This is a genomic window from Bacillus sp. DC4300-2b2, from assembly GCF_049895685.1.
Taxonomy (GTDB): Bacteria; Bacillota; Bacilli; order Bacillales; family Bacillaceae; genus Bacillus; species Bacillus safensis.
Genome location: NZ_JAFCSW010000001.1, coordinates 794,690 through 810,449 on the forward strand (window position 1 = coordinate 794,690; position 15,760 = coordinate 810,449).

At 41.7% G+C, this 15,760-nt stretch carries 13 protein-coding genes; 5 read left to right on the forward strand and 8 right to left on the reverse strand.

The window, feature by feature from the left end:
* Positions 1-82: 82 nt before the first annotated feature.
* Entirely contained in the window at positions 83-1,066 is a 984-nt protein-coding gene (locus ACP69X_RS04100) for a Gfo/Idh/MocA family protein (RefSeq protein ID WP_073978780.1), read from the forward strand.
* A 38-nt stretch (positions 1,067-1,104) separates the two neighbouring features.
* On the opposite strand, the gene ACP69X_RS04105 is transcribed toward ACP69X_RS04100, so the two are convergent.
* Positions 1,105-2,619, reverse strand: a complete 1,515-nt coding sequence (locus ACP69X_RS04105; RefSeq protein WP_041087510.1) for a methyl-accepting chemotaxis protein — start codon at positions 2,617-2,619, stop codon at positions 1,105-1,107.
* Positions 2,620-2,933: 314 nt separating this feature from the next.
* On the opposite strand from ACP69X_RS04105, the gene ACP69X_RS04110 reads away from it, so the two are divergent.
* Positions 2,934-4,271, forward strand: coding sequence for an amino acid permease (locus ACP69X_RS04110; protein ID WP_073978779.1), 1,338 nt, complete (start codon positions 2,934-2,936; stop codon positions 4,269-4,271).
* 31 nt (positions 4,272-4,302) lie between these two features.
* Here the strand turns inward: ACP69X_RS04110 and ACP69X_RS04115 are convergent, their stop codons facing one another.
* The 6 genes from ACP69X_RS04115 to ACP69X_RS04140 form a co-directional block, all read right to left on the reverse strand.
* Positions 4,303-5,391 carry a DNA alkylation repair protein gene (locus ACP69X_RS04115; protein ID WP_426052486.1) on the reverse strand — a complete coding sequence of 363 codons (1,089 nt, stop codon included), beginning with the start codon at positions 5,389-5,391 and terminating at the stop codon, positions 4,303-4,305.
* A gap of 110 nt (positions 5,392-5,501) precedes the next feature.
* Positions 5,502-6,830, reverse strand: coding sequence for a GntP family permease (locus ACP69X_RS04120; RefSeq protein WP_041087507.1), 1,329 nt, complete (start codon positions 6,828-6,830; stop codon positions 5,502-5,504).
* A gap of 24 nt (positions 6,831-6,854) precedes the next feature.
* Entirely contained in the window at positions 6,855-8,399 is a 1,545-nt protein-coding gene (gene gntK / locus ACP69X_RS04125) for a gluconokinase (RefSeq protein WP_041087505.1), read from the reverse strand.
* A 184-nt stretch (positions 8,400-8,583) separates the two neighbouring features.
* Positions 8,584-9,441: a MurR/RpiR family transcriptional regulator gene (locus ACP69X_RS04130; protein ID WP_041087503.1), complete on the reverse strand. Its 858-nt coding sequence runs from the start codon at positions 9,439-9,441 to the stop codon at positions 8,584-8,586.
* A gap of 92 nt (positions 9,442-9,533) precedes the next feature.
* Positions 9,534-10,469: a nucleoside hydrolase gene (locus ACP69X_RS04135; RefSeq protein WP_426052448.1), complete on the reverse strand. Its 936-nt coding sequence runs from the start codon at positions 10,467-10,469 to the stop codon at positions 9,534-9,536.
* Between the two features lie 94 nt (positions 10,470-10,563).
* Positions 10,564-11,064 (reverse strand): DUF1433 domain-containing protein, encoded by a 501-nt coding sequence (locus tag ACP69X_RS04140; RefSeq protein WP_073978776.1) that lies wholly within the window; start codon positions 11,062-11,064, stop codon positions 10,564-10,566.
* A gap of 101 nt (positions 11,065-11,165) precedes the next feature.
* Between ACP69X_RS04140 and ACP69X_RS04145 the strand changes: the two genes are divergently transcribed.
* The 3 genes from ACP69X_RS04145 to ACP69X_RS04155 all read left to right on the forward strand — a co-directional run bounded on the left by ACP69X_RS04145 (position 11,166) and on the right by ACP69X_RS04155 (position 14,841).
* The gene (locus tag ACP69X_RS04145) at positions 11,166-12,659 is read left to right on the forward strand and encodes a lipase family protein (protein ID WP_426052449.1); all 1,494 of its coding nucleotides are present in this window, start codon (positions 11,166-11,168) and stop codon (positions 12,657-12,659) included.
* A 12-nt stretch (positions 12,660-12,671) separates the two neighbouring features.
* Positions 12,672-13,082: a hypothetical protein gene (locus tag ACP69X_RS04150; protein ID WP_426052450.1), complete on the forward strand. Its 411-nt coding sequence runs from the start codon at positions 12,672-12,674 to the stop codon at positions 13,080-13,082.
* Positions 13,083-13,164: 82 nt separating this feature from the next.
* Positions 13,165-14,841, forward strand: a complete 1,677-nt coding sequence (locus ACP69X_RS04155; RefSeq protein WP_426052451.1) for a hypothetical protein — start codon at positions 13,165-13,167, stop codon at positions 14,839-14,841.
* Between the two features lie 15 nt (positions 14,842-14,856).
* Here the strand turns inward: ACP69X_RS04155 and ACP69X_RS04160 are convergent, their stop codons facing one another.
* Positions 14,857-15,756: a LysR family transcriptional regulator gene (locus tag ACP69X_RS04160; RefSeq protein WP_041087486.1), complete on the reverse strand. Its 900-nt coding sequence runs from the start codon at positions 15,754-15,756 to the stop codon at positions 14,857-14,859.
* Between the last annotated feature and the right edge of the window lie 4 nt (positions 15,757-15,760).

Genomic DNA, 15,760 nt, shown 5'->3' on the forward strand with positions numbered 1-15,760 from the left:
CGCTCAGGTATCTCATTACACGTCCAATGAAAACATCGGTTATACTAGAGACAGCTTAAACGAGTGGAAGGGGTTTTGGAGAATGAACATCGCAACCATTGGAACAGGTATCATTGTGGAAGGCTTCCTGCAAGCGATTGAACAGCTCGAAGGTGCTTCTTGTCACGCTGTCTATTCAAGAAAGGAAGCAACGGCAAAGAAGCTCGCAGACAAATTTGGAGTGCAGACAACTTATACGGATCTAACCGCTATGCTAGAAGATCCTCACGTAGAAGCTGTTTACATCGCATCACCGAATCGTTTACATAGCGAGCATGCAACGGCTGCATTGAAACACGGAAAACATGTGATATGCGAAAAGCCTTTCACATCAAATGTTAAAGAACTGCAAGCCTTAATCGCTCTCGCAAAGGAAAAGCAGCTTCTCCTATTTGAAGCCATTACGACCGTTCATATGCCAAATTATCATTTAATCAAAAAGCATCTTCTTCAATTAGGTAAAATCAAACTGGTTCAATGCAACTATAGTCAATATTCAAGCAAATATAATCAGCTGCTAGCCGGCGAAACGCCAAATGTCTTTAACCCTGAGTTCTCTGGAGGAGCGCTGATGGATATTAATATCTATAATGTCCATTTCATCATGAACCTCTTTGGATCACCAGAGCAGGTACGGTATCAGGCAAATCGCCATCCAAACGGTATTGACACATCTGGTGTTTTAACGTTCACTTACAATGATTTCATTGCGACAAGTGTCGGCAGTAAGGATACAAACAGCATGAACTTTGCATTGATTCAAGGAGAAAAAGGCTTTATTCATGTGAAAAATGGGGCGAATGGGTGCGAGGAAGTGCTGCTGCATGTTGATGACAGGGTCATCTCACTCAATGCACAAACGAATCCAAACCGTCTGTATTATGAGGCAGAAGCTTTCCAGCATATCATTGAAACAAAAAATCATGAACAGTGCTATGCATGGCTTGATGAAAGTCTATCCGTGATGAAAGTCCTTGACGCTGCAAGAAAAGATGCAGGTATTGTTTTCCCAGCAGATCAATTTTAATGAAAAACCGCCTTCTTCGAGAAGGCGGTTTTTGACGACTAAATACTCTTTGAATACGCCACAAGACGCTGAGACATGTGATTCACTTCATCAACTGCAGCATTCACCTGCTCTGTTAAAGCAGCCTGTGTTTGCGTCAGAGCTGTCATATTCGAAATATTATCAAGAATTTCATCAATTTGTGTTTTCATTTCCGCTAAACTAGATTCAATATTTTCAGTTGCATTGGCACTATGCAGCGCCAGCTTTCGTACTTCATCAGCAACGACAGAGAATCCGCGGCCCTGTTCTCCAGCTCTAGCTGCTTCAATTGCAGCATTTAGACCAAGCAGGTTCGTTTGGTTCGCCACTTCTTTGATTAAGTCAGAAATATTTTTCGTCTCATCAGCACTGTTTTTAGCTAGATTTGCAGCAGACGTTGACTGCTCTTGAGCAACAGCAAGCTCCTGTGCTTGATTTGTCACAGAACTAATGCCCGAGACCATCTCGCTAATAGAGCTTGAAAGCTGTTCTACTTGTGAAGCCATTTCATTCGCTGTTTTTTCTTTGTTTTTTTCTAACGTGATATCACGAATAGTTCCTGCCACACGAAGAGGAACACCTTTTTCATCACGAATGGTTTCACCACCCGCATGATACCAGCGGTACTCACCATTTTTACTCTGTAATCTGTAATCAATGTCGAATGGTGTGCGGCCAGAGTGGTCATTTAAATGATCCGCAAAAGCTTGGAGAGCCATTTCTTGATCCTCAGGATGCAGGCGGTCGCTCCAGCTGCTCAGAACATTTGGGAAATCTTTTTCATCCGTAAAGCCAAGAGTTGATCTGAACTGCGGAGACCACCAGAATTCGTTATTTGGATTGACTGGATCACCGGCCTCTACCACCATGTCCCAAGGAGCTTCAACAAGCGCACGGTTGATTAAGTCATATCTTGTGACGAATGCTTGCAGCTCTTCTTCTTTCAATTTCTGATCATGAATATCAAAAAGAGCTCCCGCCACACGAAGAGGGACACCATTTCGATCACGAACGGTCGTTCCAGTTGCTTTGAACCAGCGATAATCTCCGTTTTTTAACTTTAAGCGATATTCGATATCATACGGCGTACGCCCTGAATGATCCAATAAATGCGAAGAAAATGCGTCTAATGTATATTCTTGTTCATCCGGATGTATTCGAGATGCCCAGCTATCTAATAGATTTGGAAAATCGTGCTCATTTTGAAAGCCGAGCATTTTGCGGAATTCATCTGTCCATGTGAATTCATTTTTTGGATTGACCGGGTCTCCAGCGATGACGACCATATCCCATAAGCCAACTTTAATGGCTTTTGTCACTAATTCCACCCGCATTTGAATATTTTCATTTGCTTCTTGCATCTTTTGCAAAGCTTCATTAATTTGCGCTACCGCTTCTATCGTTTGGCTTGAAGAGAATGCAGCAGTGTCTAGTCTTGCTGAAAGGTCTCCTTTTTCGATTCTTTCTATTAATTGGCTGCTTTCACTCAGAAGGATTTCAGACGATGAATCATTTCCTTTTCTCTTAAACATCTTTCATATCTCCTTTCAACTTTAACGTTTTTGAAATATTTTACAGTTATAAATAATTCTCTATTAGGACTTTAGTAATACAAATGATATATCGACAAAAACTGAAAATTGTTTATGTCATAAATAAGGCAATTGTTCATTTATTTGAAGTTTCATTTTTAGAATATGGATGAAATAAGGTAATTATGGATATAAATATATATTTTGATAGAATTAACCTCTATTTTTGTCTGAAAAATCTCTTTTTTTATATTGACACTGACGTCTTGAAAAAAGAAAATGGAACATAAGCATTTTTAAAAAAGGAGAACGTCATGAGCGCGAATCAGGAGCAACAAGAATTAAAAAAGCTTTTATCACCGCGTCACATCCGCATGATTGCGATGGGCGGGGTCATTGGTACAGGAATCTTTAAAGGAAGTGCCGATACAATTGGTTTAGCGGGTCCTGGGGTCATCTTTTCCTATGTATTTGCCGGATTGCTGCTCCTCATTGTGATGGCAGCATTAGCCGAAATGGCCATTGTGTATCCGGGAAATAATCTTCGCGACCTTATACAAATTGCGCTTGGTCAACGTTTTTCATTTGTCGTCGGCTGGGTTTACTGTTTTATGTGGCTCACTGTATGTGTCATTGAGATTATTGCAGCTGGTAGCCTGCTTCAATACTGGCTGCCGAACGTACCTCTATGGTCTCTATGTTTACTTTGCTCACTCTTAGTCATCGGAATTAACTTAAATAATGTAAAATACTTTGGTGAAATTGAATTTTGGTTCGCTGGAATGAAGATTTTCGTTATTATTGTCTTTATTATTCTCGGTGCAGCATTATTATTTGGGATCATTCCAAACGAACAAAGCTCACCAGCGCTTACCAACTATCAAAACTTCGTCCCGAACGGATGGGGTGCGATTTTTGCATCACTTTTAGTGGTTATTTTCTCTTATGGAGGCTCTGAATTGATCGGGCTGACCATTACTGAAACAAAGGATGCAGAGAAGGTCTTGCCTGGAGTAGTCAAAAGTATGATGTGGCGGATTATTTTATTTTACACATTGCCGATTTTGATCATCTGCGGACTCATTCCTTGGAATCAAATTGACCCAAATAACAGTCCTTTTGTCCAAGTCTTCTCTGCTGCTGGTATGCAAGGCGCCTCTCACTTCATTAATTTCGTCTTGATTACAGCCGTTCTATCTGCGGCCAATTCTGGAATTTATGGAACGACGAGAATGATTCATTCTCTTTCTAAATCAGATGGCGGTCCGAAAAAGCTGGCACAGGTCAACAAAAGAGGCGTACCCATTTTGAGTTTATGGGTCACCGTTCTATTTCTTCTCATTGGAACATTCTTTGCTTACTTATATCCAGAGCAAATTTTCAGCTATATGCTGGCTATTCCTGGTTTTGCGGTTTCACTCATTTGGATCAGCATTTGTATGGCTCATCTAAAGCTGCGTCCAAAATATCCACAGGAGCCGTATTTCAAGGTATGGCTGTTTCCGTATTTGACTTTATTTGCAGGTCTTGTACTCAGTTTGAGCTTTGTTTTGTTCCTATTCAGACAAGAAAACCTGCCTAGCTCCATTATCAGCATCGGCTTCTTAGTCGCTGCCATCATCGCTTCATTCTTAATGAAAAAGAAGGCTTAAACACCAAAACCCGCCGAAATGGCGGGTTTTTTCATGAGCTGCTATCTTCTGTTACCTCAAAATCAACCGATGCTTTTGGGATGCCGTTGATGATAATCGTTAAAGTATGGACTCCCTCATAGTGCTTTCTCGTCGTCATATTTTGAAAGGACTGTGACCTGACGAATTCTCTATGTAACGCTGCACTTGTTTCAAACTCTGTGATTTTAAATACCTTTTGATTGCGGGTACCCCGGGCTTTGACATAGTCTATGGCATACTCTACACGCAGCTTTAGGGGCTTAACAGCTTGAAGTATAAATTGAAAGGTCATTTTCTCTCCAATACGAATGGGATTTTGCACTACCTTCAAATCCGTTACTTGAACAGATGGATCGTCCCCATAACCAAACAAAGCCATGATATCTGGATCGCCTTTTTTTAGTAATGTACGGGATGCATGTTTGATGATCCAGTTCGTATGTTCATTCGTTCCATACCATTTTTTAGCCATCTTTTTCATCAGATCAGGCTGAATTGCAGAAATATCATTTAAGTGGTTCGCTACACTTTTTTGCACATACCGCGCTGGGTCCGACTTCAAGTTTTCTAATATAGGCAGCGTAACCGAAGGATCCTTTTTAAGCGCAGGAACAGTTAATCCCCATGGCAAACGTGGTCTGCATCCTTCACTAGCAAGCCGCCGGATATGCTCATTTTGATTCTGTGACCAGACGAGCATTTGCGCCAGCATTTTATCTTGATCCTGAATCAGAAAAGGCCGAACAGCAAATTCAGAAGTGGAAAAAGGTGTAAAGAATTCGAGCGCCTTGATCGAGATATCCCAATGTGCTAGACCGTACGTCTCGACGTAGTCTGGAAATACAAGCGCACTAAGTCCTGAAAAATGCGGGGCTGTCTGACGCAGCACCTCAATTGCCTGCTCATAATCCTTAGGTAGACAGGCATGCATTGATTCAGTGACTCTTCTCATTCTGCCTTTTAACTCCAGCTGCTCCCAATCCTTTTGGAGCACAAGCCGCTGGAATTCTTCAGCATCAAATCCAGTCGACGCTTGTGCAAGTTTCTCCGCTAATTCTTCAATAAATAATTTATGATAAACATGTTTTAATGGTTCGATCGTGTCCGCCTCCCGCTTTTCAATATCTTCATTTTACCCCAATCTGAAAAAGGAGGTATGGATAAAAGTAAAAACAGCCCAATTCCGTAGAACCAGGCTGTTGTGTTTCGCTATATAAACATATTAATGATCATAATAAATGCAATAGCACTAACAGAAATGATCGTCTCCATAGCCGTCCATGTCAAAAAAGTTTCTTTAATGGTCATACCAAAATACTCTTTAATCAGCCAAAAACCAGAATCATTGACGTGAGACAAAATCAATGAACCCGCCCCTGTAGCTAACACTAGAAGCTCTCTGCTCACATCCGGCATAGATGCAGCAATCGGTGCGACAATACCAGCTGCGGTCATCATGGAGACCGTAGCAGATCCTGTTGCCACACGAATAACCGCAGCGATCAGCCAGCTAAGCAAAATTGGCGAGATCGGCGAGTGTTTGGCTAAATCTGCAATATAATCACCGACACCTGAATCGATAAGCACATTATTGAAAGCCCCGCCTGCTCCAATGACAAGCAGAATGGAAGCGATCGGACCTAAGCACTCATTACTAAAGGAAAGCACCCGGTCACGGCTCATCCCTTGCACAAAGCCAAGACTGAAGAAAGAATACACGGTTGCAATCAGCAGTGCTGTAATTGGATCTCCAATGTACTTGAATATCTGAAACCATAAACTGTCCTCTGGTAAAATAATATCTGCCAGTGTGGCAAGGAGCATTAGAATCACGGGCACTAAAATCGTCAACATCGTATTTGCAAAGCCGGGAAGTTTTCGATCTTCATTGCGTTCAGTAAATTGCTTTCTCAGCAGCTCTGGAACTGGTTTATGAATCCGTTTTCCAATCCATTTCCCATACAGCGGCCCAGCAATAATAGCTGTCGGTAAACCGACAATAATGGAAAAGAAAATGGTTTTCCCCACGTTGGCATGATAGATGCCGACAGCCGCCATGGCAGCTGGATGAGGCGGCACAAGACCATGAACGACAGACAAGCCAGCAATGAGCGAAATCCCAATTGTCACGAGCGAGATGCCCGTTTCAATCGCAATCGTAAACAATAAAGGAATGAGAAGAACGAATCCGACCTGGAAAAAGACAGGTATCCCCACAATAAAGGCAACAAACATCATAGCCCAATGCACATTTTTTGTCCCAAACCGCCCGATTAATGTGTGAGCGATCCGCTCAGCTCCACCTGATTCAGCCATCATTTTCCCAAGCATGGTGCCAAGCGCTAGAACTATGGCCAATAATGATAACGTATTGCCTAACCCCGTTTTAATGGATTGAATGATTTCCTGCAGGTCCATCCCTGTGGCAAAGCCGACTAACATAGAAGTAATAATTAAACTCACAAACGGATTCAACTTAGCAACTGTTATGAGGATGAGTAAAAGGACAATTGCTGCAATCACGATGAATAAAAGCATGCTCTCCCACCTTTTCCCTGATGTTTAATGATTTTGTTTTAATTGAAGCGCACTGATGACATTAAATTCATCCTTGAGTTTGTCATAGAGGCGCTCATATAAGTAAAACAGTTCTATGTATGTTTCATTGTTCTCCATATTTGGTTCATGACGGGCAGAGATTCGAATCCAATCTTGAACCTCTTCTATCTCTTCCATATAACCTAAACTATGAAGTGCGAGGACAGCTGCCCCAAGTGCTGACGCCTCGTAGCTTTCTGGGACAAGTACTTCCCTGCCCATCGTATCCGCTAAAATCTGCCGCCACAGCGGAGATCGTGCAAATCCACCCGAAGCCCTGACATCCTTTGCTGAACCGGTTAAATCCCTTAAGGCAACACCGATTGAGAAAACACTCATAATGACGCCTTCTAACACAGCTCTTATAAAATGCTCCCGCTTATGCTGGAGACCGATCCCAAAGAAAGTGCCTCTCGCATTTGGATTCCAATAAGGTGCACGTTCACCTGTTAAAAATGGCAGAAACAGCAGTCCCTCTGAGCCGGCTGGAACTTTTTTCGCAATATCAATCATCAGATCGTAAGGGTCCACTCCAAGGCGCTTTGCTACCTCCACCTCTGAGGAACCAAATTCATCCTTCAGCCATCTCAGCATGATTCCGCCATTATTTGTCGGTCCTCCAACCACCCAATGCTTTTCAGTCAACGCATAGCAGAACGTTCTTGATTGTTCATCTGTGATTGGTTTGTCCACGACCGTACGGACTGCACCGCTTGTCCCAATCGTGACAGCCACCTCACCTTTTCCAATCGCTCCCACACCTAAATTCGCGAGAACCCCATCATTCGCACCAACCACAAATGGTGTATCTTCCGCAATACCCATTCGCAGGGCGATCTCTGGCTGAAGACCTCTGAGCTGATGCGTCGTCGGAACAAGTTCAGACAATTGATTGGCTTTAATTCCAGTAATACGAAGCGCCTCTTCATCCCATTGAAGCGTTTCCAATCGGAACAGCCCTGTTGCAGAAGCAATTGAATAATCGACCACATACTGGCCAAAGAAATGATAAAGAATATATTCTTTAATGGAAATAAATTTCGCTGCCTTCTTGAAGACATCAGGTGCCATTTCCTTGAACCACCTTATTTTTGAAAGCGGTGACATTGGATGGATCGGTGTACCGGTTCTTTTATAAACTTGGAAGCCATCCATGTCCGAAATGATTCGCTTCGCTTGTTCTGCACTTCTGTTATCTGCCCAAATGATACTGTTTGTTAACGCCTTGCCATCCTTATCCATCACAATCAAGGAATGCATCGCTGTACTAATTCCGATGCCTATGAGACGTTTTGCATCAAATGCTGCTTTCGTCAACACACCTCTTACACTTGAAATGACAGCTTCTAATATATGTTCAGGGTCCTGTTCAACCCATGCTGGCTGGGGCTGAATGAGATCGTAAGGAACCGAATGCTTTGCTATCACTTTCCCCTGTGGTCCAAATAGAACCGCCTTTGTACTTGTTGTTCCAATATCCAAACCAATTACCGCCTGGTTTCCCTTCATCTGTATCACGCCCAATCATTGATTTGAAATCATATTTATTGTTTTCTTATACCTGTTAAATCCCATTATAGGAATAATTTTTTCGACATTCAACGACTGAAAAGAAAATTTTTTTCACTTAAAAGCTCACAATCGTTACCACAACAGCATTTTTCATTAATAGAAAAATTTATTTTTGAAACCATTACACCCTTTTTTGTGAAATGGTTTCTCTCATTTGTTTTAAATTCGATAAAGTTTCCTGCTGCCTTAAGTGAGCAAGTGCAAAGTATAGTACGTCAATGACAGTGAGCTGAGCAAGTCTTGCAGACATCGCTTCTGTTCGAAAGGCCGTTTCTTGCGTCGATGTATACAACGTGACATCAGCAAGCTGGCTCAATGGAGAACGCTGATAGCTTGTAATACCGATGGTTTTCGCGCCTTTTTCCTTTGCTGTTTTCATCGCATCGAGTAAATCTTTATTCCGGCCAGAATGAGATATACCGATCACTGTACTGTGCTGGTCTAGAAGACCGGCAGACATCGCTTGAAAATGAGAATCCGTATGAACAATACAGTTGATGCCTGTCCTCATAAATTTATGAAAAGCGTCTGTTGCAATGAGGCCAGACCCGCCACTCCCATAAAACTCTAAGCGCTGTGCTTCATGAATGATTTGTATGGCTTTTTCTACATCCTCTGGATTCAACAATTGAAAGCTATCCTTTAATGCGGATATATTCGCCTGAAAAACCTTTTGCATAAAAACGGCCGTATCATCATCAAGACTCATTTCTTCGTCTACATAATCAGGCTTTGTTTGATCTATTTCCTGGGCAATTGCAATTTTCAAGTCTTGAAAGCCCTCAAATCCAAGCCTTTTACAAAGACGAAAAATCGTTGCCTCTGAGCTAGCTGTCTTTTTGGCAAGCTCGACAATAGACAAATGAATAATGTCGCCAGGTTCACTCGTAATATGTTCTGCAATTCCTTTCAGCTTTGGCGGCAATCCTCTGCTTGCTGCTCGTATTTTTTCAATACTACTTAAACTGACAGAAGCCAATTGACTTCACTCCTTCCTTAATCATGTGAGCGCATACATTTCCTCATGTTCCCATCTTATAAAAAAGAAGCCTGTTTGCACAGACTTCTTTTTTATGAATTCATCGTTTTGATCAATAAATCAAAAAAAGCTTCAGCATCTACATCCATACACACTTGGACATTGCGCTCTTTCTCCCATTGGTGCTGAAAATCACAGATCATTTGACCGTCACAAAACTCACTCTTCGTCTCCACTTCTACATGATAAGCCTGTGTGCTTACAAGCTTCTTGTTAATGGCAAGACTTACAGCAAGCGGATCATGCATGGCACACGCCCACACACCATTGCGCTCAAAATAGCGCTGGCGGTAAATGCTTGTACTCTCTCTGATGTAAGCTGCCAACGTTTCATTTTGAATGGCATCGATTCTCTCATCCGTTAACAAGACCTGTCTCGTGACATCCAGTCCCACTTGAGTCAATGAAGGGAACCCAGCATCCAGCACCAATTTTGCCGCTTCTGGATCTGCATATGTATTAAATTCCGCAACCGGTGTGACATTCCCCTGTCCCTGCACGACTCCCCCCATAAAAATGACCTCTTTCACATGATGAATCAGCTCAGGGCATTTTTTTACCGCAAGGGCTAAATTCGTTAAAGGCCCTGTCAACACAAGCGTGACCTGCTTCGAATACTTCAGCACTTGTTCAATGATAAAATCAGGCGCAAAACCAGCATCTGCGGTCTTCTTAGGCCGGGCGTCCTTTAAAGCGCCGCCAATTCCATCCTCACCGTGTACCCGATGTTCATAATGAGGTGCTCTTAAAAGAGGGGTTGCTGAACCTTTGATGACAGGAATGTTATCTGCCTCAACCAGCTCAAGCACTTTACACGTATTCAAAGCAGCGGTATCGACAGACACATTCCCGCACACCGTTGTAATCCCCAACATATCAAACTGCTTACTTTTCACTGCCAGCAAAATCCCAATCGCATCATCAATTCCAGTATCTACATCCAAGATCAATTTCTTTGTATTTGCCATGGGTGAAATCTCTCCCTTGTTTGTAAGTGTTGTTAGGTGAATGATAGCATATGCCTGCTTCAACTATTTGGGGAATATTAGCAGGTTGATCTTATTACTCTTTTTCTCCAATGTCTTTGAGATACTGTTCGCGTTCTTTTTCGGTGAAACTTTTAAGATAATCCTCTTTAACTTTAGGTTCATCTTTATATTCATCCCAGTCTATAAAGCGATCTGATAAATCAGGGGAATGACTCATCGAACCTATTTCATTAGATTTGTATATTAATGATGCAGAAAAATGGTATTTATCAGGCTCATTATTTATATATCCATCAACTGTGACATAACCCATTGGGCTTATAGATACATTTTTTTTAAATGTGATGGTTTTGATAAAATTGTGAATATCTTCTTCGTGTAAACGTTCTTCAATTTTTGGTTTCATCTTTTCTGCGAATTCTTCGGCCTTTTCTTGATCGCTCTTCTCTTGCACGGTACTCTTACCTCCTGAATCACTTGATTTTTTTTCCTTAACTTGTTGTAGTATAAGTACCATTACCAAAATGATAACGATAGTAAATAAAATAAATACAATTTTCAATGTGTTTTTCATTAAAAAATATCCACCTTTAAATATTTTAATTGATAGATTCGCTCTTCTTATAGATATTTATTATATTTTAACTTATAATATTTAAGATAAATATTACAGGAGTGACAATTTTGTCTAAAAACACATCCCGCTTTCAGCTTAATGACAAAGACTATAATTTTATTTCGAATGCATCTTATAAAATAGATAATTACAAGAAGTCTAGTGACATAGTTATAAGCAATGGTAGAAAAATGTATGTCGTTGACTATAAAGAAACAGAAAAAGGGCTTAACTCACTAACTCTAGTCTCAAAAGATGACTTTATCCGTTCAGCTAAAGGCAAAGACCTCACCAAAATCAAAAACGCAGTCATCGCATACCGTGGCTCAGAACCGATTGGTGCAGGCCAATATAAAGATACCATTAAAAAACATGGAAAAAAAGAGTCAGATGATCTTCTTTCTACCATTTTGACGAAGCTGCCTCCTTTTAGTCGGTCGAAGGGTTCACAGGAAGTGACGACTAAGTTGACAACAGGCACAACCGCCTATACAAATGAAATTGTTCAAGATTGGATGGTTTCGGATACAAAGTATCTGATTAAAAATATCCCATTTGAGCATGGTGCAGAGAATCAAATGGTTCAAGCGGATCGATATGCGAAAGAAATCCATAAGAAAATGCCGAATGCGAAGATGTATGTGACAGGGCATTCACTCGGCGGGTCAAATGCTTCCTATGTTCTTGTCAAAAATGATTTTATTCAAGGAGGGGTCACCTTTGAGAATCCGAATATTTACCCAAATCTATCGGATGGCCTACAGGCTAAAGCATTAAAAGGCGATTACCGCAGTAGATTAACAGAATATATCAATCTCAATGACGGGCTTTCTCTTTTAAATCGGCATACGACAGAAATCGGCCGAGTGAAAGTGATGTATGATGCCGCTCTCCCTGAAGGCGTCGATTACTCCGAGGACTCCTCAAAAGCCGTCCAATTCATAAAAGACCTCCTCAATCGGGCAATGAGTGTGAATCCTTCACTGGATGCGAATTTATTTCTTGAAGCACTCGCTGGCAGCCATGGATTAGATCGTTATACCTTTTCGCCAGATGGCTCCGTTCAAACCATTGATGATATGTTGAGAAAAAATCCTTCTCTTACCACGGCCATGTTACAACAGTTGGGTCAATCTAATGTTGATCCGCATAGTGTAGTGGCGATTTTAATTAAGTCCCACGTTCTCATGAACACAGGGCGTAAATTCTCGACATATGCCGATCACCATATGCAGCAAATCATTCGCAAAATTGAGAAACTCGATGACAAAGTAGATCAATCGGTAGAACGAGTTCGTTCGAGATACAAACAAATTGTCGGTTTCGGTTCGTATGATCAGCTAACGGCTTCAGATGTAGATGCCGTGATTCGACACTTAAAAACAGAGGGTCTTGAAAATGAGTTCTATTCGGTCAAAAAGTATGATACAGCGATTGATAGCGCTATGAATATGAAAAGGTGGATGGTCTCAATATCAGATGATATGAGCGATCTTGGAAAACAATACCACGATGCAGATACAGCCCTGGCAAAGAACATGGGTATTTCTTAAGGAGTACGATAAATGGAATTTTCAAAGAAACAACCAACAGATGCAGATCGTTTTTTGCAAAGAATGACAGATACGCATACATCAAGCTCCATCTTCTCAAAAGCAAACTTTGACACGGAAGACATGACACCAGCAGAGCTGGCAGCTTTGAAAGCAAAGATTAAAGAAGAACAGAAAACAGCACTTATCAGAGCCATCCGGCATCAGCTTCAAAATGAATTTGCAGATGACCGTCAAGAAGCGGAAAAAATTTTAAAGCTAATCGATGAACTTCAGATCAAAGTGTATACACATCAAAATCGCATCCAAACACATATGTCAGGTCAAGCCATTGATGCCTTAATAGAAAAAATTGAACAAAGACTCAAGTTTTACGAACTGAAAGAAGATGTTCGTTCCGCCATCAACTCGATTGGCATTTAGATGAACCTTCCATCCGATGAATCTTTTCCCTGCCTCACTCGTATATACTAAAAGAGTGATTGATTTGAAAGGAGATCTGTTTGTGGGATATATTCTGTTATTTTCGGTTGTGATCGGTCTTGTCCTGACCCTTTTGCTCACACCAATTAGGTTGATTATAAGAAAGAAAGGAACAGAACAGCAGGTGCCGTTCATGTGGATTGCAGGCCTTGCTTTGCTGTTTATGATCGGTATTTTTGTTTTCTATTACATCACCAATTTAGATCGGAATCCTTCCTCCCTATGGCTGATTGGTCTTGTTGTGACAGCAGCAGGCGCCTTTTTGTCAGTTGGATTGGAGCGTAAAATCAAAGGCGTGCTGTTTCTTATTCTATTGCTGCTCGGTGTTTACATGGCGACAGCTTTTCTATTCAATGCGAATGAGAAATTCGATGTCTCCAAAATGGAGCAAAAAGTAGAAATCAAGGCGTTTGAAGAGACAGAAACACCTGCGAGTGTACCGCCTCAATTTGCCCGTAATAAAATGAAGAAATCGTTCGGACAGGTTCCAAATACAAGCTACTATGAGCTTGGCAGCTTGCAAATTCAGAAGGTCAACGGTGAGTATGTTTACATCGCTCCGGTGGAATTCTCGGACTTCTTTAAATGGATTCGTGCAGGCAGCACGCCGGGTTACTTTACATTAAGCGCGACCGACTCATCTGCTAATCCAAAGTTCGTGAAGACGGAGATGGTTTATACGCCTTCCTCCTATTTCAACAAAGAAATTGAGCGGCATATCCGTCTCCAGTACCCAGATTTGATTTTCTACGGCGGCACACAGCTGGAAATCAATGATGACGGCAAGCCTTATTACATTCAAACGTATGGCGATTTCATTTCTGCCCGAAACGGCTTTAAAGCTTCCGGTGTGGTCGTTGTTGATGCCAAAACGGGTGCAACAAAGAAATATGCTCTAGATCAAGTACCTGCCTTTATCGACGGTGCTGTTTCACCAGAAGCGGTCAGTCTGCAAAACAGCTATTTCGGAAACTATATTCACGGGTTCTGGAACAGTATGTTTGGGAAGTCAGATGTAAAGCTGCCTTCCGATGAAGGAACGGAAGCCAATGTGAGCCCGGTGTTTGATTCAAAAGGAGATATGTATTACTTTACAGATTTCACAAGTCCGAAAGAGGGCGTTGATTCCATGCTCGGATATGCCCTGACAAATGCCCGGACAGGAAAAGCGACTTATTATACCGGAAATCTTGAAGAATCCTATATGGATTCTCAGGGCGCTCTGCAAATTATTGAGAAACGATTCATCGAGAAGAAATGGAAAGGCCGCATGCCGATTCTCTATAATTTCTATGGTGAAGCCAGCTGGCTCACACCGGTTCTCGATTCAAATGGATTCCTGCAAAACTACTTTATTGTTTCTGCAGCCAATCCAGAAATCGCTGCGTACGCGTCTACACCAAACGAAGCACTGAGAGCCTATAAAACAGCTCTGCAAAAAGGCGGCGGTACCGTTAACAGTTCCTCTAAGCAAGAAAAGAAAGAAGCAGCAGGGAAGGTCAAACGAGTCTACAAAGAAAAGACCGGTGATTATACAACCGTCACCTTCCTGCTAGACGATGGAAAAAGCTACACTATGTCATCTGAAAAAGAACCTCTCGTCATCTATTTAAAAGAGGGCGATCAGGTCACCATGAAATATACAGATACAGGTGAAATCTTCCTTCCAGTCGATGAAATCAAAATCAAAGGGTTATAAAAAAAGGAGCTTCTCCTATTGTGGAGAAGCTCCTTTTTTCTCTTTCCTTAACAATTCAACGAGCAATTCCTTATTTTTATTTCCCCCAGTCATCGGTGACTCGACATAGGAGAATTTTCGTTTGAAATCCATGCCTCTCACAGAAATAACAGCCAATTCACCGCCAATGCTGCCTCGCTGGAGGACATATTTAGATAAAACAGAAAGACCCATTCCGTGGATCACAGCTTCTTTAATGGCTTGATTGCTGCTAAAGGTCACAAAGGTTCGTGCTTTCAGTCCATTTGATTTCAGGACATGCTGTAAATATTCTCCTGTCCCTGATCCCTCTTCTCTCGTGATCCATGTTTCGTTTTGTAATTGATCAATGGTGACATCTTTTTTCTTGGCAAAAGGATGATCTAATGGCGCCACAATATACAGCTCGTCCTCTAGAAAAGTTTCTACAGAAAGCTCTTTGTCATTGGTTTGTCCTTCGATCAAACCGATATCGACATGGAATAAACGGACATGTCCGGCGATCGCCTCTGTATTATCAATGACCACCTCAATATCAACATGCGGATAGAGCTGATGAAACTCCGCCAATATTTGCGGCAGCACATACTCACCAATTGTGAAGCTCGCCCCAATGGTCAGCTTTCCTCTTGCCAAATGATGATGCTCATAAATGTCCTGCTTCGCCTGTTCATAGAGACGAATGATTTGTTTTGATCGATGGTACAGCATATCCCCAGTTGGTGTAACGGTTAATTGCTTCGGCGAACGATTCAGCAGAACGGTCTGGAATTCCTGCTCCAAGTTCTTAATATGAAGACTGACACTTGGCTGAGAAATCCGCAGCTTTTGGGCTGCTTTTGTAAAGTTCTTCTCCTCCACCACTGTCACAAAAGTCTTCAGTGCATCGTAATACATCGGT

What these genes read in the sequence shown, in the direction of transcription:
- ACP69X_RS04100 (WP_073978780.1), top strand. Translation starts at nt 83, where the DNA reads ATGAACATCGCAACCATTGGAACAGGTATCATTGTGGAAGGCTTCCTG.
- ACP69X_RS04105 (WP_041087510.1), bottom strand. Translation starts at nt 2,619, where the DNA reads ATGTTTAAGAGAAAAGGAAATGATTCATCGTCTGAAATCCTTCTGAGT.
- ACP69X_RS04110 (WP_073978779.1), top strand. Translation starts at nt 2,934, where the DNA reads ATGAGCGCGAATCAGGAGCAACAAGAATTAAAAAAGCTTTTATCACCG.
- ACP69X_RS04120 (WP_041087507.1), bottom strand. Translation starts at nt 6,830, where the DNA reads ATGCTTTTATTCATCGTGATTGCAGCAATTGTCCTTTTACTCATCCTC.
- gntK (WP_041087505.1), bottom strand. Translation starts at nt 8,399, where the DNA reads ATGAAGGGAAACCAGGCGGTAATTGGTTTGGATATTGGAACAACAAGT.
- ACP69X_RS04135 (WP_426052448.1), bottom strand. Translation starts at nt 10,469, where the DNA reads ATGGCAAATACAAAGAAATTGATCTTGGATGTAGATACTGGAATTGAT.
- ACP69X_RS04140 (WP_073978776.1), bottom strand. Translation starts at nt 11,064, where the DNA reads ATGAAAAACACATTGAAAATTGTATTTATTTTATTTACTATCGTTATC.
- ACP69X_RS04150 (WP_426052450.1), top strand. Translation starts at nt 12,672, where the DNA reads ATGGAATTTTCAAAGAAACAACCAACAGATGCAGATCGTTTTTTGCAA.
- ACP69X_RS04160 (WP_041087486.1), bottom strand. Translation starts at nt 15,756, where the DNA reads ATGTATTACGATGCACTGAAGACTTTTGTGACAGTGGTGGAGGAGAAG.